Source organism: Parajatrophihabitans canadensis (genome assembly GCF_053764775.1).
On the sequence record NZ_CM132445.1, the window covers coordinates 1,828,024 to 1,849,125 of the forward strand.

Annotated in this window: 20 protein-coding genes; 13 read left to right on the forward strand and 7 right to left on the reverse strand. The window is 64.1% G+C overall.

The features are described 5' to 3' along the window. Positions 1-17: 17 nt before the first annotated feature. The 3 genes from fgd to ACSMXN_RS08935 form a co-directional block, all read right to left on the reverse strand. Positions 18-1,028, reverse strand: coding sequence for a glucose-6-phosphate dehydrogenase (coenzyme-F420) (gene fgd / locus ACSMXN_RS08925; protein WP_027138985.1), 1,011 nt, complete (start codon positions 1,026-1,028; stop codon positions 18-20). Between the two features lie 75 nt (positions 1,029-1,103). Further along, a complete protein-coding gene (locus ACSMXN_RS08930; protein WP_022911510.1) occupies positions 1,104-2,354 on the reverse strand; it encodes a glycosyltransferase in 1,251 nt (416 codons plus the stop codon). Continuing rightward, positions 2,354-3,607 carry a glycosyltransferase family 4 protein gene (locus ACSMXN_RS08935; protein WP_081648961.1) on the reverse strand — a complete coding sequence of 418 codons (1,254 nt, stop codon included), beginning with the start codon at positions 3,605-3,607 and terminating at the stop codon, positions 2,354-2,356. Before ACSMXN_RS08935 ends, ACSMXN_RS08930 begins: the two co-directional genes overlap by 1 nt. Positions 3,608-3,915: 308 nt before the next feature. Between ACSMXN_RS08935 and ctaD the strand changes: the two genes are divergently transcribed. Together ctaD and serB are read left to right on the forward strand one after the other, a co-directional pair. After that, on the forward strand, positions 3,916-5,664 hold the full coding sequence (gene ctaD / locus ACSMXN_RS08940) for an aa3-type cytochrome oxidase subunit I (RefSeq protein WP_035942829.1): 1,749 nt from the start codon (positions 3,916-3,918) through the stop codon (positions 5,662-5,664). A gap of 60 nt (positions 5,665-5,724) precedes the next feature. Next, on the forward strand, positions 5,725-6,963 hold the full coding sequence (gene serB / locus ACSMXN_RS08945; RefSeq protein WP_022911513.1) for a phosphoserine phosphatase SerB: 1,239 nt from the start codon (positions 5,725-5,727) through the stop codon (positions 6,961-6,963). 68 nt (positions 6,964-7,031) lie between these two features. Here serB and ACSMXN_RS08950 read toward each other — a convergent pair whose 3' ends face one another. After that, on the reverse strand, positions 7,032-8,318 hold the full coding sequence (locus ACSMXN_RS08950) for a nicotinate phosphoribosyltransferase (RefSeq protein ID WP_022911514.1): 1,287 nt from the start codon (positions 8,316-8,318) through the stop codon (positions 7,032-7,034). Between the two features lie 63 nt (positions 8,319-8,381). On the opposite strand from ACSMXN_RS08950, the gene clpS reads away from it, so the two are divergent. The 7 genes from clpS (at position 8,382) to murI (ending at position 12,801) form a co-directional block, all read left to right on the forward strand. After that, positions 8,382-8,669, forward strand: coding sequence for an ATP-dependent Clp protease adapter ClpS (gene clpS, locus ACSMXN_RS08955; RefSeq protein ID WP_455407772.1), 288 nt, complete (start codon positions 8,382-8,384; stop codon positions 8,667-8,669). 27 nt (positions 8,670-8,696) lie between these two features. Continuing rightward, positions 8,697-9,173, forward strand: coding sequence for a DUF2017 family protein (locus ACSMXN_RS08960; RefSeq protein WP_022911516.1), 477 nt, complete (start codon positions 8,697-8,699; stop codon positions 9,171-9,173). A gap of 39 nt (positions 9,174-9,212) precedes the next feature. Then, positions 9,213-9,626, forward strand: coding sequence for a M67 family metallopeptidase (locus ACSMXN_RS08965; protein WP_022911517.1), 414 nt, complete (start codon positions 9,213-9,215; stop codon positions 9,624-9,626). Positions 9,627-9,845: 219 nt separating this feature from the next. Next, positions 9,846-10,142 carry a MoaD family protein gene (locus tag ACSMXN_RS08970; protein WP_022911519.1) on the forward strand — a complete coding sequence of 99 codons (297 nt, stop codon included), beginning with the start codon at positions 9,846-9,848 and terminating at the stop codon, positions 10,140-10,142. A 15-nt stretch (positions 10,143-10,157) separates the two neighbouring features. Further along, on the forward strand, positions 10,158-11,129 hold the full coding sequence (locus tag ACSMXN_RS08975) for a cysteine synthase (RefSeq protein ID WP_022911520.1): 972 nt from the start codon (positions 10,158-10,160) through the stop codon (positions 11,127-11,129). A 114-nt stretch (positions 11,130-11,243) separates the two neighbouring features. Continuing rightward, positions 11,244-11,984: a rhomboid family intramembrane serine protease gene (locus ACSMXN_RS08980; RefSeq protein ID WP_022911521.1), complete on the forward strand. Its 741-nt coding sequence runs from the start codon at positions 11,244-11,246 to the stop codon at positions 11,982-11,984. Positions 11,985-12,030: 46 nt separating this feature from the next. After that, positions 12,031-12,801, forward strand: coding sequence for a glutamate racemase (gene murI, locus ACSMXN_RS08985; RefSeq protein ID WP_035942305.1), 771 nt, complete (start codon positions 12,031-12,033; stop codon positions 12,799-12,801). 9 nt (positions 12,802-12,810) lie between these two features. On the opposite strand, the gene ACSMXN_RS08990 is transcribed toward murI, so the two are convergent. Beyond that, positions 12,811-13,224 (reverse strand): secondary thiamine-phosphate synthase enzyme YjbQ, encoded by a 414-nt coding sequence (locus ACSMXN_RS08990; RefSeq protein ID WP_022911523.1) that lies wholly within the window; start codon positions 13,222-13,224, stop codon positions 12,811-12,813. A gap of 64 nt (positions 13,225-13,288) precedes the next feature. Here ACSMXN_RS08990 and ACSMXN_RS08995 point away from each other — a divergent pair, with 64 nt between their 5' ends. Beyond that, positions 13,289-16,579 (forward strand): BTAD domain-containing putative transcriptional regulator, encoded by a 3,291-nt coding sequence (locus ACSMXN_RS08995; RefSeq protein WP_022911524.1) that lies wholly within the window; start codon positions 13,289-13,291, stop codon positions 16,577-16,579. A gap of 44 nt (positions 16,580-16,623) precedes the next feature. Here the strand turns inward: ACSMXN_RS08995 and ACSMXN_RS09000 are convergent, their stop codons facing one another. Together ACSMXN_RS09000 and ACSMXN_RS09005 are read right to left on the reverse strand one after the other, a co-directional pair. After that, positions 16,624-17,469: an ABC transporter permease gene (locus tag ACSMXN_RS09000; protein WP_022911525.1), complete on the reverse strand. Its 846-nt coding sequence runs from the start codon at positions 17,467-17,469 to the stop codon at positions 16,624-16,626. Continuing rightward, positions 17,466-18,449, reverse strand: coding sequence for a daunorubicin resistance protein DrrA family ABC transporter ATP-binding protein (locus tag ACSMXN_RS09005; RefSeq protein ID WP_022911526.1), 984 nt, complete (start codon positions 18,447-18,449; stop codon positions 17,466-17,468). Before ACSMXN_RS09005 ends, ACSMXN_RS09000 begins: the two co-directional genes overlap by 4 nt. A 214-nt stretch (positions 18,450-18,663) precedes the next feature. Here ACSMXN_RS09005 and rph point away from each other — a divergent pair, with 214 nt between their 5' ends. The 3 genes from rph to ACSMXN_RS09020 are packed head-to-tail and all read left to right on the forward strand — an operon-like array spanning position 18,664 to position 21,099. Beyond that, the gene (gene rph, locus ACSMXN_RS09010) at positions 18,664-19,386 is read left to right on the forward strand and encodes a ribonuclease PH (protein WP_022911527.1); all 723 of its coding nucleotides are present in this window, start codon (positions 18,664-18,666) and stop codon (positions 19,384-19,386) included. Continuing rightward, positions 19,383-20,024, forward strand: coding sequence for an RdgB/HAM1 family non-canonical purine NTP pyrophosphatase (rdgB, locus tag ACSMXN_RS09015; protein WP_022911528.1), 642 nt, complete (start codon positions 19,383-19,385; stop codon positions 20,022-20,024). The genes rph and rdgB overlap by 4 nt, the downstream gene beginning before the upstream one ends. Next, on the forward strand, positions 20,017-21,099 hold the full coding sequence (locus ACSMXN_RS09020) for a hypothetical protein (protein WP_022911529.1): 1,083 nt from the start codon (positions 20,017-20,019) through the stop codon (positions 21,097-21,099). Before rdgB ends, ACSMXN_RS09020 begins: the two co-directional genes overlap by 8 nt. Positions 21,100-21,102: the final 3 nt, after the last annotated feature.

Genomic DNA, 21,102 nt, shown 5'->3' on the forward strand with positions numbered 1-21,102 from the left:
AGGCTGGTCGGTCGTGATCAGGCGGGCTTGTAGGCCCGCAGCATCGGCAGAACCTGCTCGCTGAACGCGGACAGGAACCTTGACTGGTCATGTCCCGGCCCGTGAAAGACCAGATGGTCGAAACCCAGGTCAAGGTAGGGCTTGATCTGCTCCATGGCCTGCTCAGGTTTCGATGCGACGATCCAGCGCGACGCGACCTGCTCGATCGGCAGTTCGGCGCCGGCTGCCTGCATCTGGATCGGATCGTGCAGGCCGTGCTTCTGTTCCGCGGTCAGGGCCAACGGCGCCCAGAATCGACAGTTCTCCTGTGCCAGATCCGGATCAGGATCATAGGAAAGCTTGATCTCGATCATGCGATCGATCGAGTCCGCGGCCCGTCCCGCCTTCTCCAGACCTTCGTCGACGGCGGGCAGCAACTTGTCTTCGTAGAGCTCGCGTCCCTTGCCTGAGGTGCAGATGAAGCCCTCACCAGCCCGTCCGGCATAGCGCGCCACCAACGGCCCGCCTGCCGCCACATAGATCGGCACGGGCTTCGATGGTCGGTCATAGACGGTGGCGTCCGTGGTTTGGTAGTACTCGCCTTCGAACGTGACTCGTTCGCCGTTCCAAAGCGCGCGCATCAGGTCGACCGATTCTCGTAGCCTGGCGAATCGCTCTTTGAAATCAGGCCATTCGAGTCTGGCTACCGATACCTCGTTCAAAGCTTCACCGGTACCAATGCCGAGCATCACGCGATCCGGATACAAGCATGCGAGGGTACCGAACGCTTGCGCGATGATCGCCGGGTTGTAGCGAAACGTCGGGGTCAGCACCGATGTCCCCAGCTGAACTCGCTCCGTTCGCTCACCAACCGCGGCCAGCCACGCGATGGAGAACGGCGCATGGCCGCCATCGTGCTGCCATGGCTGAAAATGATCTGAGATCGTGACGCTGTCGAGTCCGACTTGCTCGGCCTGTACCGCGTAGTTCAGTAGTTCGCGGGGGCCGAACTGCTCCGCCGATGCCTTGTAGCCGATCTTCACACTCATCGATTCGTCCTGTCCGACGGCCGTGGTGAGCCGCCAATTCGCTCGAGCCTGAGCTGCGTTCCTCTCTGGCTAAAACTACTCAACCAACTCGGCTTGGATGTTGATCATCGAGGTGACGGTTCTGGCCCAGGTGAACTGTTCGGCGACCTCACGCGCGGCCCGACGGCGACTAGCGGCGTCGGTAGCCAATAACGCGCTGACCGCATCGGCGAAGCTGACCGGGTCAGCCGCTGCCGCCCGCCCAGCCCGTTGATCGATATTCGCGATCTCGGCCGCACCCGCACTGCGAACGGCGACGGTAGGGGTTCCACAGGCGAGTGCCTCCAACGCGGCGAGTCCGAACGTCTCGGCCGGCCCGGGTACGAGGGCCACGTCCGCGGCAGAGAAGAGCTCGGCCACTCGGGTCGCCGGGCGGACGTAGCCGGCGAAGCGAACGTCGAGCGGCCCGATCGACCGGCCGCATCTCGCGTCATTGCCGCGAGAGTGGTTCGCACCCTTCGCGATCTCGGCGACTTGGCGCCGCAGCCGTCGTTCTTGCGGTCCCTTGCCGACCAGCGTCAGGCGGGCAGGGACGCCACGGCGATGCAGCTCGGCCAGGGTGCTGATGGCAAGGTCTGGCCGCTTTTCCGCCGAAAGTCTGCTGACCGTGATCAGCTCGATCGGCTGCGCGCCACCAGCCTCGGCGGCAGATTGGTCCTCGGCGGCACAGTGGTTCTGGGTGGCAGAGTGGTTCTTGGTGACAGAGCAGTTGGTGGCAGAGCGGTCGACGGGCATGGGCCGGAATTGATCGAGATCAACGCCGAGCGGCACCACCCGCAGAGCACCGTTATCGGCGCCGAGATGTCGAAACTCGTCGGCTGCGAACTCCGAGCACACGACGAGTCGATCGCATTCGTCCAGCGCCCTGATCGCGAGGCGCCGCGCGAATGTCGGGACCAGCGCGGCGAGCGGTTTCGACACGAAGTGTCGAAGGGTGATGTCCAGGCGCTCATGCGATACCGCGATCACCGGAATCCGCAGCGTTCTCGCCCAGACCGAAACCCAGTGCTGGAGTATTTTGTCGTGCACCTCGATGAGGTCGGGCTTAGCGTCCGCTAGAGCGCGCAACACGGCTCGGCGGGAGAGGATGACCCGATAACCGCTGCCGTTGGGCAGCTTTGGCGCGGCGATCTGGATCAGGCCAGGACGCTCTCGGCTGGCCGGGCCCGGCACGATCAGGGTCGTCTCATGGCCATGTTCGCGGTATCCGGCACCCAGACGATCGACGGCTACCCGCAGGCCGCCCGAGGAAGGTGTGTAGAAGTTCGCCAGCTGGACGATCCGCATCACCGGGCAGCGCTGCCCGGCACGCTCTTTCGATGCGCCGGCCGGGCGCTGTTCGGGTGCGCACCGATCGGGATAGGGCCGATCGGGATGACGGCGCTCCTCGGCTTGACTGCGCTCCTCGGTTTGACGGCGTCGCCCGTGTTCGCTCGAAGCCCGATGACCGCGCGGTAATGCCCGATGAGTTCGTCGCCGATCCGACTCCAGGTGCGAGCTACGACAGAGGGACGTGCTTGCCGGGCTGCGGCGACCAAGGTTCGACGATCCGCCCGAAGCGCAGAGATCTGTGCGGCGAGCACCTTCGGGTCGTCACCGGACCATAACCAGCCGTTCTCGCCGTGTCGCACCAGATCGAGCGGTCCGCCCGCGGCAGCGGTCAGGACCGGCACGCCAGCCGCAAGCGCCTCCTGCACGACCTGGCAGAAGGTCTCGTCCGCGCCGGGGTTGACGAGCAGATCGAAGCTGGCCATCAGCCGCGACAAGTCGTGCCCGGTCTGGAGCCCGGTGAACGTAGCGTGCGGCATCGCGCGCTCGAGGGCTGCACGTTTCGGCCCGTCACCGACGATCACAAGCTGCACGCCGCCGAGGCGGCTGGCCGGCGCTAGCAGCTCGACTCGCTTCTCCGCCGCGAGCCGCCCGACGTAGCCGACGAGCATCGTGCCCAGCCCGCCGGTCTCGGCACGTAACAGCTCGCTGCGGTGCTTCGGGTGGAACCGCTCGGCGTCGACCCCGCGTTGCCAAATCGCCAGCGGGCCGATGCCGTGCGCCCGAAGTTGGTTGGCCGTCGCCGATGAGGGCACCAGCGTCAGGTCGGCCAGACTGTGCAGGCGCCTCAGCCGTGACCACAGGACACCGGAGGCGAAGCCCACGCGGTAACGCCGAAAGAAGCCGCTCAGGTCGGTCTGGAAGACCGCGATGGACGGTATTCCCAACGCGCGACCGGCGACCGCCGCGGACCAGCCGAGCATCAGCGGGGATGCCAGATGTATGACGTCGGGCGCCACCTCCGCCAGCGCATCGCGCAGGTCCAGACCGGGTCGCGCGATCGACAGACCGGCGTAGCCGGGCAACGACGTACTCGGGACGGCGATGACCTGGATGCGCTGACCTGCATCGGAGCGGTAGGTGTCGCCGGACGGTGCGATCACGACCGGCTCGTGCCCCTGACGCGCCAAGTGATCGGCGGTTCGGACGACGGAGTTGACCACGCCGTTCACGGCCGGTCGAAAGGTTTCTGCGACGAGGGCAACCCGCACGTTCACAGTGTTGCCGCACCGCGCGATCTGCCGCCGAGCGAAACCCGACGCCCAGATGAACTTTGCGCTAAGTCCTGCCGAGGCACGCTGGGCGACGACCCAGGGACAAACCGGCCGGGTCGGTGCCTGCCGTCGGGCCGATGGTGGTTATCCTCTGGAAGGAAGCTCGGGACGATGTACCTCTATGCGTTAACGGCGGTTCTGCGTTGACAGCGGGTGCCGGCCTGAACAGCTGAAACAAGTTGCCGGAGGCTGGTTTGACCACGACTGCTGAGCCGATCATCGTGAGCCCGTTGGACATCGAGCCCATGCCGATCGTGACGCGCCCGTATCCGGCGACGCCCGATCCCAAGGGATCGCTGTTCCTCAAGATGCTGCACACCACCGACCACAAGCTCATCGGTCGGATGTACATGGTGACGTCGTTCACCTTCTTCATGTTCGGGGGAGTGCTGGCCCTGATCATGCGCGCCGAGTTGGCGCGACCGGGCATGCAATTCTTGACGCCCGAGCAGTACAACCAGTTGTTCACGATGCACGGCACCATCATGTTGCTGTTCTTCGCCACGCCCTTGGTCTTCGCCTTCGCAAACCTGGTCGTTCCGCTGCAGATCGGCGCACCCGACGTCGCCTTCCCGCGGCTGAACGCCTTTTCGTACTGGCTCTATCTGTTTGGTGCAACGACCGCATGCGCGGGCTTCCTCACCCCGGGCGGTGCCGCCGACGGTGGCTGGACGTTCTACCTGCCGCTCAACAACGAGATCAACTCGCCCGGCACCGGTACCGACTTCTGGATCATCGGCCTGGCGATCTCCGGCCTGGGTACGATCCTCGGCGGCGTGAACTTTGTAACGACCATCATCACGCTGCGCGCTCCGGGAATGACGATGTTCCGGATGCCGATCTTCGTGTGGAACACGCTGGTCACGTCACTACTGGTGCTGCTCGCCTTCCCGATCCTGACCGCCGCGCTGCTGGTGCTGTGGGTTGATCGCCATCTCGGCGGCCAGGTCTTCGCCTCCAACAATGGCGGCGCCATTCTGTGGCAGCACCTGTTCTGGTTCTTCGGCCATCCGGAGGTCTACATCCTGGCCTTACCCTTCTTCGGGGTGGTGTCAGAGATCTTCCCGGTCTTCAGCCGAAAACCGCTGTTCGGCTACAAGGGCTTGGTGCTGGCAACGCTGTCGATTGCTGCCCTGTCCTTGACCGTCTGGGCTCACCACATGTTCGCCACCGGCGCCGTGCTGCTGCCGTTCTTCTCCTTCATGTCGCTGTTGATCGCTGTCCCGACGGGTCTGAAGTTCTTCAACTGGATCGGCACCCTTTGGCGAGGCTCGATCACCTTCGAGACCCCGATGCTGTTCTCGGTCGGCTTCCTGGTCACCTTCCTGTTCGGTGGCCTGACCGGCGTTCTACTGGCCATGCCGCCAGTCGACTTCCAGGTGTCGGACTCCTACTTCGTGGTGGCCCACTTCCACTACGTGCTCTTCGGAACCATCGTGTTTGCTGCCTATGCGGGCGTCTACTTCTGGTTCCCGAAGTTCACCGGCCGCTACATGGACGAGCGGTTGGGCAAGCTGCACTTCTGGCTGACGTTCTTCGGATTCCACGCCACGTTCCTGGTTCAGCACTGGCTCGGAAACGAAGGCATGCCGCGCCGCTACGCCGACTACTTACCGGGCGACGGGTTCACGACGCTGAACACGATCTCAACTCTCGGCTCGTTCCTGCTCGGCGCGTCGATGCTGCCGTTCCTCTACAACATCTACAAGTCCTACCGCTTCGGTGAGGTTGTGACAGCCGACGACCCCTGGGGTCACGGCAACTCCCTGGAGTGGGCGACGTCCTGCCCGCCGCCGCGCCACAACTTCACCTCGATGCCACGGATTCGATCCGAACGGCCGGCTTTCGAGGCGCACTACCCGCACCTCATCGATCGGCTCGAGCGTGAAGCGCACGCGGACAAGAAGCACAAGTTCGTCGAAGAGGTCGGCAAGGTAAGTGTGGGCAGCAATGGCGACCGCCAGGGCCAGAGAGACCCGGATCCAGGGAATTAGCGTTCTCATCACAGCTGGCGTCGGCGTCATCGACGTCCGCTGTGATCGGGAAGAATTCTGATGGATCCAATCGGTGTGCTGATAACCGTCTCCGGACGTGATCGGTCCGGGGTAACCGCCGCGCTCTTCTCCGCGTTCGCGGCGCATGATGTCGACGTCGTCGATGTTGAACAGGTCGTGATCCGCGAGCGACTGATCCTGGGTGTGGTCGTAGATCTCCGCGGTGATCCGGCTTCGTTGCGGCGCTCGATCAGCAACACCTGCGCCGCGCTGGGGATGGAGCACGAGGTCGTAGTCCTCGAGCAACCCGGCGATTCGCCCACGCGCTCGCACTCCCAGCCCGCCGCCCCGGGCAAGCCGAAGTTGCACGTCATCGTGCTCGGGCATCCGCTCCGCCCCGGGTCCATCGCCGACGTAACCCAGCGCATCGCCGACGTCGGCGGAAACATCGAATCGGTAACCCAGTTGTCGACGTACCCGGTTTCGAGTCTTGACATGATCGTCGCGGACGCCGACGAGACTAAGTTGCGGGGAACCCTCGTGAGCGCGGCCAGTGACACCGGCCTTGACATCGCCGTCGAACGTGCTGGCCTGGCTAGGCGCGCCAAGCGCCTGGTCGTGTTGGACGTCGATTCGACGCTGGTCCAGGGTGAGGCCATCGATGAGCTGGCCAGACGTGCTGGTGTCGAGGATCAGGTGGCCTCGATCACGGCCGAGGCAATGGCCGGCGACCTCGACTTCACCGAATCGCTGACCCGCCGGGTCAAGCTGTTGGCAGGGCTGTCACTGGCCGACGTCGAGCAGGTCCGCGACAGCCTTCAACTGACGGCCGGCGCCCGAACCATGGTGCGTACGCTAAAGCGCCTCGGTTACACGGTGGGAGTCGTATCCGGCGGTTTCACGGTCCTGACCGATCGGTTCGTGACCGAGCTTGGCCTGGACTTCGCCGCGGCCAACGTTCTCGAGATCGTTGACGGCAAAGTCACCGGACGGGTGCTGGGCGATATCGTCGATCGCGCGGGTAAAGCGACCGCGCTGCGCCGCTTTGCCGAGTCGTTCGAAGTTCCGCTGGCGCAGACGGTGGCAATCGGCGACGGTGCCAACGACATCGACATGCTGCGGACAGCTGGGCTCGGCATCGCGTTCAACGCCAAAGCCGCGCTGCGTGATAGCGCCGAGGTGGCAGTCAATCACCCGTTCCTGGACGTGGTGCTCTACATCCTGGGTATCTCCCGCTCAGAGATCGAAGCCGCAGATCTCGACGATGAGGTCGCCGAGTCGAACAGTTCACTGAGCTGACCGGCCCCTGCAACTAACTGGACTGACCGGCCCTGCGACCCATGCCGAGCGGCCCTGCGGTGGGGTGATCAGTCGAACACCACCGGCAGGCCGGGGTCGCCCTTCGACAGTTTCAGTGCCTCCCACGGAAGTGCCTCGATTGCCTTGCGGTGATGTGCCCGGGACTGCTCCAACGACGGTTGGTCGACCGGTTGACCTGCGCGCATCAGGGGAACAGTCAGCAGACGGTCCCGCTCGGCCGGGACGTAGTCGGCGCTGCCCAGGACGACCCGCTCCTCGGTCGCCGTACCCGACGCCCGATGGCGGCGATAGGCAAGTTTGCGGCCACCGCGGCTGGCTTTGTTCTCGCTGCGTTTCTCCACCGGGCGCTGGTCGACTTCGACGAGTTTGTAGACCAGACCTGCGGTAGGTGCCCCGGAGCCGACGACGACAGCTGTCCCAGCGCCGTAGATGTCAACTGGCGCGGCTGCCAACCCAGCGATCGAGTACTCGTCCAGGTCCCCGCTCACCACGATCTTGGTGCCGGATGCTCCCAGCGCGTCAAGTTGGGCGCGTGACTGGTGCGCCATCACGGCTAGGTCGCCCGAGTCGATCCGGATCGCTCCGAGCGCTGGGCCGGCCACCGCAACGGCCTTTTCGATGCCCAGGCCGATGTCGTATGTGTCGACGAGCAAGGTCGTAGCAACCCCGGATGCCTTGATTTGCGAGGCGAAAGCAGCTTCCTCGGTGTCATGCAACAAGATGAAGGCGTGAGCCGCCGTCCCCGCAGTGGGAAGGCTGTAACGCTCGCCGGCCGCGAGGTTCGAAGTCGAGGCGAAGCCGACCAAGTACGCGATCCGCGCTGCCGAAACGGCTGCAGCCTCATGGGTGCGGCGCGAGCCCATCTCGATCAACGGACGGTCACCGGCGGCGACCACCATCCGGGCAGCCGCCGCCGCGATGGCCGAATCATGGTTGAGGATCGAGAGCGCCAGCGTCTCCAGCAGGACCGCCTCGGCGAACGTGCCCCTGACCGAGAGGATCGGCGAATAGGGAAAGTACGGCTCGCCCTCGGCATAGCCGTCGATATCACCGCTGAACCGATAGCTGGCCAGGTACTCCGCTGTCGGGTCGTCGATCACTCCGGCTTCAGTCAGCCCGCTTAGTTGGCCTGGCGTGAAGCGAAAGGCCGCGATCGCCTCCAACAGCCTGCCGATTCCACCGGCCACGCCGAAGCGCCTGCCGTCGGGCAGACGGCGACCGAAGACCTCGAAGGAACAGTGGCGCGACGCGGTGCCATCGGCTAATGCGGCTTTCAGCATTGTTAGTTCGTAACGGTCGGTAAACAGAGCTGAGGAACTGCCGACAGCGTCCATGTTCTAGATGCTGCCAGATGAGCGCCGTGACACCATTGAATGGTGACAACCGCGTCGACACCCCTGCTGGAGCCCGTTACCGAACAGCGCTCTGATGAACAGGAACAGATCGATCCAGATCGGCCTTGGGTCACCGTCGTGTGGAATGACCCGGTCAACCTGATGAGCTATGTGACCCATGTCCTGATGAAGGTGTTCGGCTATCCGAAGGACAAGGCCACCGCAATGATGCTCGATGTGCACAACAAAGGTAAGGCCGTCGTTTCTTCGGGTCCGCGGGAGCGGATGGAAGGCGACACCGCGACGCTGCACGGCTACGGTCTCTGGGCCACGATCCAGCGCGATTCATGATGCAGGTGCGCGGATGAAAGTACGTGGATGAAAGTACGCCGGAAGCACGCGACTCTGCGGGTCGATCTGCTGCCTCAGGAGGCCGCTCTGCTGGGTGACATCTTCGACGATCTGGCCGAACTGCTCAGCACGGACGACGCGCCGTACGAGCAGGCAGCGGGCTCGGTCGATCCGGTCATCGCACGCCTTTACCCGGATGGCTACACCGATGACGACGAGGCGTCGGCCGAATTCCGGCAACTCGTAGCTGCCGACCTCAGAGCTGAGCGTTGCGCTCGCATCCAGGCCTGTCGCGCGGAGCTGCCGGTCGGCGGTGGACGCTTCGAACTCGATGACGAGGCGGCCGACCGCTGGATCCGCGTCATCAACGATGTCCGGCTCGCGCTCGGCACGAGGCTCGGGGTCAGCGAGACTGAGGAACTCGATCCGGCCGCTGAGTCGACGGTTCTGTACCACTGGCTCAGCGGCGTCCAAGAGATGCTCGTCATGCATCTGATGGGCTGATGTGCTGACGGTCGCTGGTGGCGGATATCCTGGTTCATTGTGTTGACACTCTCTACGGCGACCTACGATGCGATCGTCGCCCATGCCCGCCGGGACCACCCGGACGAGGCATGCGGAATCGTCGCGGGGCCGGAGGGGTCGGATCGTCCGGTTCGAGTGGTCGAGATGCTCAACGCTGAGCGTTCGCCTACGTTCTACCGCTTCGATTCGACCGAGCAGCTCAAGGTTTGGCGCGAGATGGACGACGCCGACGAAGAACCCGTGATCATTTACCACTCGCACACCGCCACCGAGGCCTATCCTTCACGCACCGATATATCGTTCGCCTCCGAACCGAACGCCCACTACGTGCTCGTTTCAACGCGGCAGCCCGACTCCGTCGAGTTTCGCTCGTTCCGCATCCTCGAGGGCATAGTGACTGAGGAGCCCGTTCAGGTGGTGGCACAGTTGTGACCAACTTTCGCGAAGCACTGAACCCAACCAGCTATGACAGTGGTATCGAGCGCGTGCTGCTTGGGCACACGATCGTCGCTGTCTGTTACGACTGTCACTGATCGCACAACGACCACGGGTCTGAGGACATATTTTCCACACCCAGGTCGTTCTCAGTCCTGTAGCCAATCGCGCGGCAGATCCACCCTGACGTGCACACCGTAGAAGGAGTTCCACACCATGGCCGTTGAGGTCAAGATCCCGACCATCCTGCGTAGCTACACCGGCGGCTCGAAGGCGGTGCCGGGTGACGGCGCCAATCTTGGCGCGCTGCTCGATGACCTCGAGAGCAGGCACTCGGGCCTCAAAGCTCGGCTGATCACCGACGACGGCTCGCTACACCGATTCGTGAACATCTACGTCAATGACGAAGATGTCCGTTTCACCGGTTCGCTCGACACCACCCTGGCCGACGGTGATTCGGTGACCATCCTGCCTGCCGTTGCTGGCGGTAGCGCCGCTGGCGGTTCCGTCTAGAAATGCGGTCATCACATGACTCGCTATAACTCACTCACCGAAGCCGTCGGCGGCACACCGCTGGTGGGGTTGCCGAGACTCTCGCCGCGTTGGGAACCAGGGGCAGAGGGTCCAGCAGTCAGGCTGTGGGCGAAACTCGAAGATCGCAATCCCACCGGTTCGATCAAGGACCGCGCCGCCCTGGCCATGGTCAGCGCTGCAGAGGCGGACGGACGGCTCACCCCGGGTTGCACGATCCTCGAACCCACCTCGGGTAACACCGGCATCTCCCTCGCGATGATCGCCAAACTGAAGGGCTACGGCATCGTGTGCGTGATGCCGGAGAACACCTCGGAGGAGCGCCGTCAGCTGCTGGAGATGTTCGGTGCCCGGATCATCTCCTCACCCGCCGCTGGCGGCTCGAACCAGGCCGTGGCACTGGCGAAGAAACTGGCAGTCGAGAATCCTGAATGGGTAATGCTGTATCAATACGGAAACCCGGCGAACGCCCAGGCGCACTACGACGGAACGGGGCCTGAGATCCTCGCGGATCTGCCGTCCATCACGCATTTCGTGGCCGGGCTCGGGACGACCGGAACGCTCATGGGCACGGGCCGTTTCCTGCGCGAGAAGGTTCCCGGTGTGCAGATCATCGCGGCCGAGCCGCGCTACGGCGAACTTGTCTATGGCCTGCGCAATATCGACGAAGGCTTCGTACCGGAACTCTATGACGATTCCGTGTTGAGCTCGCGTTTCTCGGTGACCTCCTATGACGCGCTGCGTCGCACTCGCGATCTCGTCGAGCAAGAGGGCATCTTTGGCGGCATCTCCTCCGGCGCGATTCTGCACGCAGCGCTCGGGGTCGCGGACAAGGCTCTGAAGGCCGGTGACTCTGCCGACGTCGTCTTCGTGGTGTGCGACGGCGGGTGGAAGTACCTGTCGACCGGTGCGTACTCGGGCTCGCTGCAGCAGGCCGCCGAGCGGCTAGAGGGGCAGCTCTGGGCCTAGTGCCCTCGTATCGCGCACCGGCGACTCGCCGAGTTGTTGGCACTTGAGCGATAGCTGAGTGAGGTAACCAATCCGGCACGCGTCGGCATTGGGACTGCCGGTACGGTTGGGTGCGTGACGGCATCGAGCCCAGGCAACACACCGGCGAAGCCTCCGAGACGAGCCTCGCTGTCGCGATTGACGCCGCAGCAGCAGGCTGCCCGCAAACAGCAACAGCGCGAGGAGCTGGCAAACTCCAGCCTTACCGTCGGTCTCAGGCCCTCCACCTATTCCGGCGCCGCGGTCTATGCCGGCGGCATGCTCGCAGTGCTGTGGATCATTCTCATCGTCAATGCTGTCCTCGATCATCGGCTGCTGCGGTTCGGAATAAAGCCACGCAAGATCGACGGCCTGGACGGCATCATCTTCTCGCCGTTTCTGCACGCCAACGCCGGTCACCTCGTCGCCAACTCGGTGCCGTTCGTCGTGCTTGCCTGGCTGATGTTGATCAGCGGTGTCCGGGCTTTCATGATCGTGACCCTGGCCGGCATCCTGGGTGCCGGCCTCATCGACTGGTTGGCTGGCCCGAGTGACTCGGTCATCGTCGGCGCGAGCGGTGTGATCTTCTGCTGGCTGGGCTATGTTCTGGCAAGGGCTTGGTTCTCCCGAAGACTCGTCTGGATCGCGGTTGCGGTCGCCGTCGCGGCGGTGTTTTCGTCGATGTTCTCGGGACTGCTGCCAAGACTGGACAGCAACGTGTTCTGGGGCGGGCACGTTTCCGGCTTCATCGTCGGCGCGCTGATCGCGTACGTGATGCATCGCAGACCGAACAAGGCGAAGGCACCGAGCAGCGCCCCGCCGTTCATGAGCAGCTGAGTAGGCTTATTCGGTGCCTGCGCTATCTGCCGAAGCTCCGATCGGCATGTTCGATTCCGGAGTTGGCGGACTGACCGTCGCGCGCGCCGTTCTGGACCAACTCCCCAACGAGGCGCTGCATTACATCGGCGACACCGCCCACGCGCCGTATGGGCCGCTGGCAATTGCTGACGTGCGAAAGTACGCCCTCGAGGTGATGGATTCACTCGTCGCGTCGGGCGTAAAGATGCTCGTCATAGCCTGCAACTCAGCCTCTTCGGCCTGCCTCGCCGATGCACGGGAGCGGTACGACATACCGGTCGTCGAGGTAATCCGCCCCGCAGTCCGCCGGGCGGTCGCGGCGACCCGGAACCGGCGTGTCGGCGTCATCGGCACAGTCGCAACGGTTACCTCAGGTGCCTACCAAGACGCCTTTGCCGCTGCACCTGACCTCGATGTCGTGGTGGCGGCCTGCCCGCAGTTCGTGCCGTTCATCGAGCGCGGTGTCACCAGCGGCAGGCAGCTCCTCGGTCTCGCCGAGTCCTACCTTGCGCCGCTGGCGGCGGCGGACATCGACACCCTCGTTCTCGGCTGCACTCACTACCCCTTGATCACAGGATTGCTGTCGGTCGTGCTCGGCGATGCGGTGACGCTGGTCTCGAGCGCCGAGGAGACCGCCAAGGACGTCTATCGCACGCTGTTGCAGGCGGATCTGCTTCGCCCAGATTCAGCCACCGCGCCGATACATCAGTTCGACGCGACGGGGGCCGCGGAGCCGTTCAACAAACTCGTCCACAGGTTCGCAGGGCTCGATCACGCCGAACTCAGCCGGCGGTGACAGTGCGCCTCAGCCGGCGAGAAAGCTGAGGCGTACCTCGCGATCGGGATTGTCGACATTCGTATCGACCAGACACACCGACTGCCACGTCCCCAGCTGCATTCGGCCATCAAGAACAGGGATGGTCGCCTGCGGGGCAATGATCGCCGGCAACACGTGATCGCGACCGTGGCCAGCCGAACCGTGTCGGTGCCGCCACCGGTCATCGGCGGGTAAAAGCGACTGGAGGATCGCGAGGAGATCCTCATCGCTACCCGCCCCGGTTTCCAGAATCGCGATCCCTGCCGTGGCGTGCGGAACGAAGACGTTCAGCAAACCGCTCGTCTCAGCAGCTTCAGCGGCGAGAAAGACTTCGCAGTCAGCGGTGATATCGCGCACCTGCGGTTGATGGCCGGTATGAACCCGAATCAGCTTGCTTCGCATCTGATCATCCTGGCACTGCGCACCGCCCGCCTTATGATTTGGCGCGACCTGAGACGATGAAAGCGTGCAAGTATCCGTTCTCGGACCCGTCCAGGTCATCGACTCTGGCCGGGTGGTGCAGGTTGCAGGCCTTCGGCTGAGGCGGCTGCTGGTCCGGTTGGCCGTCGACGCCGAGCACCCCGTCAGCACCAGCGAGCTGATCGACGCCGTCTGGGGCGAGCAGACCCCGGCCGAGGAGGCCAACGCACTCCAGACCTTGATATCGAGGCTTCGACGCACGCTCGGCAATCCGCAGCTCGTGCAGCAGGTACCTGGCGGCTATCAACTGGCCGGCGTCGAACTCGACACCGATCTATTCATCCAGCTCGTGCGTGATGCCCGGTTGGCGGCCGAGGCACATGATCCAGCTCGTGCGGCAGAGGTGTTTCGGCAGGCACTCGCTGTGTGGCGCGGTCCTGCGCTGTCTGACGCCGGCGACGCCGACTATGCGCGTTTCGCGGTAGTCCGCTGGAATGACCTGCGCCTGAGCGCCATCTGCGGGCGAATCGAGGCGGACCTGAAGCTCGGACGAGCTGGCGATGTTGTCCCCGAGTTGGAATTGCTGGCCCAGGAGCACCCGCTGCGCGAGCAGTTCACGCAGTTGCTGATGGCAGCTCTGAGTGCGTCAGGCCGACCGGCAGAGGCTCTAGCAGTGTACGAACGCCTACGCAGCAGGCTGGCCGACGAGCTCGGCAGCGACCCGACCGCGAGCCTTCAGCAGGCACATCTGGAACTCCTGCGCGCAACTCCCGGACCGGCAAGCTCCAACGGCCGCTCGCCCGCACCGGGATCGGCTGTCGAGCCGCGGACGGCCCGCAAGACCAATCTCCGTTCCTCGCTCACGAGTTTTCTCGGCCGCGACGACGAGGTGAAGCGCGTTTCGACGCTGCTCGAATCCGGTCGCTTGGCAACCATCGTCGGCCCAGGAGGCGCCGGCAAGACCAGGCTGGCCGGTGTCGTCGCCGCCGACTGGACGCAGCGCCTCGACGACGGCGTGTGGCTGGTAGAGCTGGCGCCGGTGACTGAAGTGGCCAACATCCCGCAGGCCATTCTCGGCTCGCTCGGCGTGCGCACCAATCAGGTTCTTGAACGAGCCACCGACGTTGCGCGGATGGCAACGCTGGATCGGCTCATCGACGTACTCGCCGACTCGAGCTGCCTGCTCGTGATCGACAACTGTGAACACTTGATCAGTGCGGTGGCTCAGCTGCTGGACAATCTGCTCGCGCACTGTCCTCAGCTGCGCGTGCTGACCACCAGCCGCGAGCCGTTGGGAATCGATGGCGAGGCGTTGTGCATCCTGCCGCCGCTAACCCTCCCGACCGCCGATGCGAGTGTGCTCGAGGCGACGAGCTACCCCTCGGTCCAACTGTTCGCAGACCGCGCCGCTTCGGTGAGCGGGGACTTCGCCGTCGACGAGTCGACGGTGAGCTCGGTGGTCGAGATCGTCCGCCGGTTGGACGGCTTGCCGTTGGCTATCGAACTCGCCGCCGCACGGTTGCGGGTCCTGCCCGTCGCCGAGATCGCTGCCCGGTTGTCGGACCGCTTCAGGTTGCTGACGGGTGGTAGCCGGGTCGCTATGCCACGCCACCGGACGCTACGCGCTGTGGTCGAATGGAGCTGGGATCTGCTCACCCCGACCGAGCGTTTGCTCGCCGAGCGGTTGTCGGTCTTTCCCTCCGGGGCGACTGTCGACAGTGCGATTGCGATTTGTGCCGACGCTGCGCTGCCCGCTGATCAGATCGCAGACTTGCTCAATGCACTCGTCGACAAGTCGTTGGTGCAGGTTGACGACACAACTGGTATTCGATTTCGAATGCTGGAGACGATTCGCGAGTACGGCGCCGAGCGGCTGTCCGAACGAGACGCGGTGGACGCCGTCCGAATGGCGCACGCCCGCTATTTCGCCGCGCTGGTTGCCGAAGCGGAGCCGTGGCTACGCACCGCCGAGCAGTTGACGTGGCTGCGCATTCTCGATCTGGAGCGAGACAATGCCCTTGCGGCGCTGCGGTATCTCGGTGAGTCAGGTAAGCGCGAGGAGACCCTGCGGCTGGCGACATCACTTGGGTGGTACTGGACGTTGCTGGGCAGCCACAGCGAGGCGGTGACCTGGTTGGCATTCGCTTTGGACGTGCCTGCTGATTCTGAAGGTGAATCCGACGGCGCAGTCGAGGTGCTCGCCGCGGCGGTTCATGCCCTCAACACGATGGCGACCACCTTCGGCGACGGAGCCGAGCCCGAGGTCGCCGCGACACTGACGCGCCTGGACGAGATCGGGCATCGGTTGGCTGAGATCGACGCCGATGACAATCCTGTTGTGATGCTGATGCGACCGATGATGGCGTTCTTCAGCGGCGACTCCGAGCGGGTTATGAGCTTGCTCGAACCTGCGATGTCGTGTGGGGATGCGTGGGTACACGGCGCGGCCCTGATGTTTCGGTCCAATCTGCACGAGAACAACGGGGACATCGAAGCAATGCGTCACGATGCCAGCCTCGCTCTCGAAATATTCTCTGAGATCGGCGACCGCTGGGGGCTGGCTTCGACGCTGTCCGCGCTGGCCCAGGTCCACGCACTCGATGGTGAATTGCGGCTTGCCATCGATGAGTATCAGCAGGCCGCTGCGCAGCTGGCGGAGTTCGGGGCATCGTCAGACGAGGCGATGTTGCACCTGCGACTTACCGATCTCTACCTGCGTCTGGGTGATCTGGAAGCCGCAAAGCGCCAAGCCGAGCTGGTAAAGACCACGGACTTCCAGGCCGGAAGCCGGGCGCAACGGTTACTGGCCGACGCGGCGTTCGCCGCGATCGCTGTGGTGGAGAATGACCAGGCCTCGATCGAGTACTACCGTGAAAGTCTTGTCGATCAGTTGGACCTGCTCAGCCCCGTGCATCCGATCAACGGTCACATTCGGGCGATCACCCTGGCGACAGTTGCTTCGCTGGAGTTGTGCTCTCACGGACCGGACCAAGAAGCACGGGCTGCGCGGGCACGCGATCGTCTGGAGCTCGCCTACGACGCGGCTCTGGGTACCCAGGACATGCCGATCATGGCATCGGTTGCGGTAGCGGTCGCGACCTGGGCTGCCGATCAAGGCTATGACCGAGAGTCCGCGGCGATGCTGGGAGCCGCCGCACAACTGCGGGGCGCGGACGACAAGACGGATACCTTCGTGCGTTCGCTGACCCAACGACTGCGACAGTCGATGGCCGATGACTTCGGTGAGTTCTATCAACAGGGTCGCCAACTCGATCGCGAGGCAGCTCTCGAGCGAGTGAATCCGGCCTCGATAGCGCGGGCTGTCTCGCCCAGTTAGCCCATCAACTATCGCGGCGCGGTGGTTGCTGGTGAAATCGGTGCTCAGGCCCGCCGACGGTAGCCGCGAAGCGCGAGCGGAACGAACACGACGAGTATCACTGCCATCCAGCCCAACGTCCAAGCGAGGTCGGTGGCGACCGGGCCGCCGAGCATCAGACCGCGCACTGCGCTGACCAGGTGCGAGATCGGGTTCACCTTTACGAAGGCCTGCAACCAACCCGGCATCGTGTCCGTGGAGACAAAGGTGTTGCTACCGAAGCTCAGCGGGAGGACGAGCAGGAACATGATTCCCTGCACGGATCCCGAGGTCCGAGCGACCATACCTACGAATACCGAGATCCAACAGAAGCACAGTGCGAAGGCGATGGAGAGCCCGAAGCCGGCGGCGACGGAAAGCGCATTGGTGTGAAAGCGGAAGCCGATCAGCGTGCCGAAGATGGCGAACACCGCGCACAGCACGACGTAACGCACCACATCAGCGAGGACCGCGCCCACCAGCGGTGCCGACCGCGCGATCGGAAGCGATCGGAAGCGATCGAATACCCCTTTCTCGATATCGGCATTGAGGTTCTGGCCGAGAGCTACCCCGGCCATTGCGATGGATTGACCTAACAGGCCCGGTAACAGGAATTGCAGGTACTCGTGCTGCGACCCACCGCCGATGGCGCCACCGAAGATGTAAGTGAACAGCAGCAGGAAGATCACCGGTTGCAGCGTCACATCGATCAGCTGCTCAGGGGTCCGGGTGAGTTTGATCAGGCTGCGTCGCGCCAACACGAGCGCGTGACGCATCGTCATCGCGAAGCCCGAACCGCTTATCGGGGCCGCGAGCTCGCCGAGCGGGCCTTGCGGCCGGGGTTGGACTTCAGGGGAAAGGGTCGTCGTCATGCGGCTGGCTCCTCTGCATCGGTATCTGCATCGGTATCGGTGGACCGGCCGGTAAGAGTGAAGAAGACCTCATCCAGACTCGGCAGGTGAAGCGAGAGTTCGGTAACGGTGATGCCTGCGTTGCTGAGGCGGGCCACCGTGTCGGTGAGGGCGGTATCGGATTCCACCGGCACGCTCAGCCGGCCGCGGCTGGCGATTTCTGGTCGGGCACCGGCGACGACGCCGAGAATCGAGGCCACTTCATCGAGGCGGCTCTCGTCCGTGGGCCGGACTTCCAGCCGCTGGCCGCCGACGACCTGTTTGAGGCCGTCCGGGGTGTCGTGGGCGATGACTCGGCCGTGATCGATGACGCTGATCTCGTCCGCCAGTGCGTCCGCCTCGTCGAGATACTGCGTGGTCAGCAGAACCGTCGAGCCCTCGGAGATGAGTCGCCGTACGACACCCCACATGTCTTCGCGCTTGGACGGGTCAAGGCCGGTGGTCGGCTCATCGAGGAAGATGACGGACGGGCGCCCGACCAGACTGGCCGCGAGGTCGAGACGGCGTCGCATACCGCCGGAATAGGTTTTGGCGATTCTGCTGGCCGCGTCGGAGAGGTCGAACCATTCCAGGAGTTCGGATGCTCTGCTCCTGGCGTCACGACCGGACAGATTCAGCAACTGGCCAATCATGACCAGATTCTGGGTACCGGTGAGGTCTTCGTCGACTGAGGCGTACTGGCCGGTCAGACCGATGGTCTGGCGCACCTTGTGGGCCTGGGTGGCGACGTCCAGGCCCGCGATGCGTGCAGAGCCAGAGTCAGCCTTGAGCAGGGTAGCCAGGATTCGTACCGCTGTGGTCTTGCCAGCGCCGTTCGGGCCAAGGACTCCGAGGACAGAACCTGGACGCGCCGCGAGATCTACACCGGCCAAGGCCTGGGTTCCGGTTGTCGCGTTGCCGAAGCGCTTCGTCAGGCCGTGGGCTTCGATGGCGTATTCCATCTGACAACTCCTCAGGTTTCGTATGGGACTGTGGAACGTGGGCGGCATTCATCAGCTGCACCGCTGTCGATCATCAGATTGCCCGAGCTGCCTGACAGCTCACGTACATGGCGCTGATATGTGCTGATACGCGCTGACAGGCGCTGATACGGACTGATACGGACTAGACAGGCGCTGATCGCCGCTGTCGGCGCCGGTGGATAGGGTGACGGCTATGACCCGCCCCGACGGTCGCGCCGCCGACCAACTCCGCCCGATCACGATCACCCGCAACTGGCAGGCTTACGCCGAAGGCTCGACGCTCATCGAGTTCGGTGCGACGAAGGTGCTGTGCGCGGCCTCGGTCACGCAGGGTGTTCCGCGCTGGCGTAGGGGGAGCGGGCTCGGCTGGGTGACGGCGGAATACTCGATGCTCCCGCGGGCGACCCTGACCCGCAATGACCGAGAGTCGGTGCGAGGCAAGATCGGCGGCCGCACACACGAAATCTCCCGGCTGATCGGGCGCTCGTTGCGGGCGGCGATCGACCTTTCAGCTCTCGGCGAGAACTCGATTGCGATCGATTGCGATGTCATCCAAGCCGACGGCGGGACTCGTACCGCGGCGATTACGGGTGCCTATGTCGCGCTGGCCGACGCCGTGAGCTGGCTCGGCGAGCGAAAGGCATTGGCCAAGCCCGCTCCGCTGATCAATGCGCTCTCTGCGGTTTCGGTAGGCGTGATCGACGGCGAACCGCGGTTGGACCTGATGTACGAAGAGGACGTGCGCGCCGAAACCGATATGAACGTCGTGGTGACCGGTTCGGGCGACTTCGTCGAGGTACAGGGGACGGCCGAGGGCGTGCCGTTCCGCCGCGACGAACTGGATGCATTACTCGATCTGGCGATCGCGGGTTGCGCCGAACTCGATCTGCTGCAGAAGCAGGCACTCGCGTCGTGACCGGATCGAGGACGAAGACTGTTCTTCTGGCGACCCGCAATCCGAAGAAACTCGATGAGTTGCGACGCATCCTTGCCGATGCTGTCCTTACCGAGCTCGACACGGACGTCCACGTCGAGGTGCTCGGCCTTGGCAGCGTCCCCGCCTACGACGAGGCGCCGGAGACTGGGGCGACCTTCGCCGAGAACGCGTTGTTGAAAGCCAACGAGGCCGTCCGGTACACAGGCCTCGTGTCGGTTGCCGACGACTCGGGTATTGCCGTCGACGCCCTGAACGAGATGCCAGGCGTGCTGTCGGCCCGGTGGGCAGGCAAAGCAAAAGATGACGAGAAGAACCTCAACCTCGTGCTCGAGCAGGTGGCCGATGTCCCAGATGAACGCCTCGGGGCGGCCTTCGTCTGCGCGGCGGCTCTGGTCACTCCTGCGGGCGAGCAGCGGGTCACCGAAGGTGTCATGCGCGGCCGGTTGATCAGACAGCCGCGCGGCGCCAATGGTTTCGGCTACGACCCGATTTTCGTCCCCGACGGCTACGAGGTCACGAGTGCGGAACTAGATCCTGCCCAAAAGGATGCGATCAGCCACCGGGGCAAGGCCTTACGGGCACTGCTGCCCGCTCTGCTGGACGCGCTGGGTGATTGACGGGCCTGCCTCAGACCAGTGGCGCGATGAACGCGCGCTGGGGCGGTTCGAGCTGTTCCTGTTCACGGCGGTTGCGACTGTGCTTGTCGTCCGTACCGCACTTGCAGTAACGGGGTATCCGCAGGTCGGCGGTGGTGGTCTGCATGTCGCGCACGTGCTCTGGGGCGGCTTGCTCATGGGCGTGGCCATTGTCATCGTCGAGATTCTTCCGGGGACGCGGGTACGAGTTCGGGCAGCGTTCATCGGGGGGATTGGGTTCGGACTCTTCATCGACGAGATCGGCAAGTTTCTTACCAAGGACGTCAACTATTTCTTCCGTCCGGCCGTCGCGATCATCTACGCGACCTTCGTGTTCGGCTACCTGATCGTTCGGGAATTCATCCATCGCCGCAAACTCGACGACAGTCGCAGGCTTGCTCTCGCGGCGACCGCGGTCGCAGACCTCTCGCTCGGCCAGCTCGATCAGCACGCGCGTCAATACGCGTTGGCCCTTCTCGAAGGCGTCGATGAGACGAGCGAGTTGAGAGAGGCGGCGCTCGCGGTCGGCAAGGCTTTACGAGCGCAGCCGCCGGCGAAACGCTCGATCGAGACGTCGCTTACCCAGATTCGAGACCGGATCTCCATGATCTCGGCCGGTCTGCTCGGTTCGGCACTGGCTCAGCGACTCGTGCTGTGGATCTCGGCGTTGATCGCAATCGACATTATCGTTACCGTGCTCGCCTCGTTCATCGCTGCCGACAACGTCAGTTTCGTGCGTAAATCCCTCGACACCGGTATCCCCAGTCTGCTCAGCGCGACCTTGGTCATCGTGGGTGTTGTCCGGCTACTCAGCGGGCATCGCCAAAGCGGTTTGCGTCTGATTCAGACCGCAGTGCTGATGAAAGTGCTGTTCACCGAGATCGTCGTCTTCAACCGAGAGCAGTGGTTCGGTCTGGTCAGCTTCGCCTTTGATCTCATCGTGCTCGCCGTCATCGGGATCATGCTTGATCCGCAGCCGGTGCCTCAGGCCGAGGGCGATGTCGGCTCGCACGATGCGGGTCCGGCGAAGCCGCTGAGCCATCGAACCGCTGGGTAGCGA

What these genes read in the sequence shown, in the direction of transcription:
- fgd (WP_027138985.1), bottom strand. Translation starts at nt 1,028, where the DNA reads ATGAGTGTGAAGATCGGCTACAAGGCATCGGCGGAGCAGTTCGGCCCC.
- ACSMXN_RS08930 (WP_022911510.1), bottom strand. Translation starts at nt 2,354, where the DNA reads ATGCGGATCGTCCAGCTGGCGAACTTCTACACACCTTCCTCGGGCGGC.
- ctaD (WP_035942829.1), top strand. Translation starts at nt 3,916, where the DNA reads ATGCCGATCGTGACGCGCCCGTATCCGGCGACGCCCGATCCCAAGGGA.
- serB (WP_022911513.1), top strand. Translation starts at nt 5,725, where the DNA reads ATGGATCCAATCGGTGTGCTGATAACCGTCTCCGGACGTGATCGGTCC.
- ACSMXN_RS08950 (WP_022911514.1), bottom strand. Translation starts at nt 8,318, where the DNA reads ATGGACGCTGTCGGCAGTTCCTCAGCTCTGTTTACCGACCGTTACGAA.
- ACSMXN_RS08960 (WP_022911516.1), top strand. Translation starts at nt 8,697, where the DNA reads ATGAAAGTACGCCGGAAGCACGCGACTCTGCGGGTCGATCTGCTGCCT.
- ACSMXN_RS08970 (WP_022911519.1), top strand. Translation starts at nt 9,846, where the DNA reads ATGGCCGTTGAGGTCAAGATCCCGACCATCCTGCGTAGCTACACCGGC.
- ACSMXN_RS08975 (WP_022911520.1), top strand. Translation starts at nt 10,158, where the DNA reads ATGACTCGCTATAACTCACTCACCGAAGCCGTCGGCGGCACACCGCTG.
- murI (WP_035942305.1), top strand. Translation starts at nt 12,031, where the DNA reads ATGTTCGATTCCGGAGTTGGCGGACTGACCGTCGCGCGCGCCGTTCTG.
- ACSMXN_RS08990 (WP_022911523.1), bottom strand. Translation starts at nt 13,224, where the DNA reads ATGCGAAGCAAGCTGATTCGGGTTCATACCGGCCATCAACCGCAGGTG.
- ACSMXN_RS09000 (WP_022911525.1), bottom strand. Translation starts at nt 17,469, where the DNA reads ATGACGACGACCCTTTCCCCTGAAGTCCAACCCCGGCCGCAAGGCCCG.
- ACSMXN_RS09005 (WP_022911526.1), bottom strand. Translation starts at nt 18,449, where the DNA reads ATGGAATACGCCATCGAAGCCCACGGCCTGACGAAGCGCTTCGGCAAC.
- rph (WP_022911527.1), top strand. Translation starts at nt 18,664, where the DNA reads ATGACCCGCCCCGACGGTCGCGCCGCCGACCAACTCCGCCCGATCACG.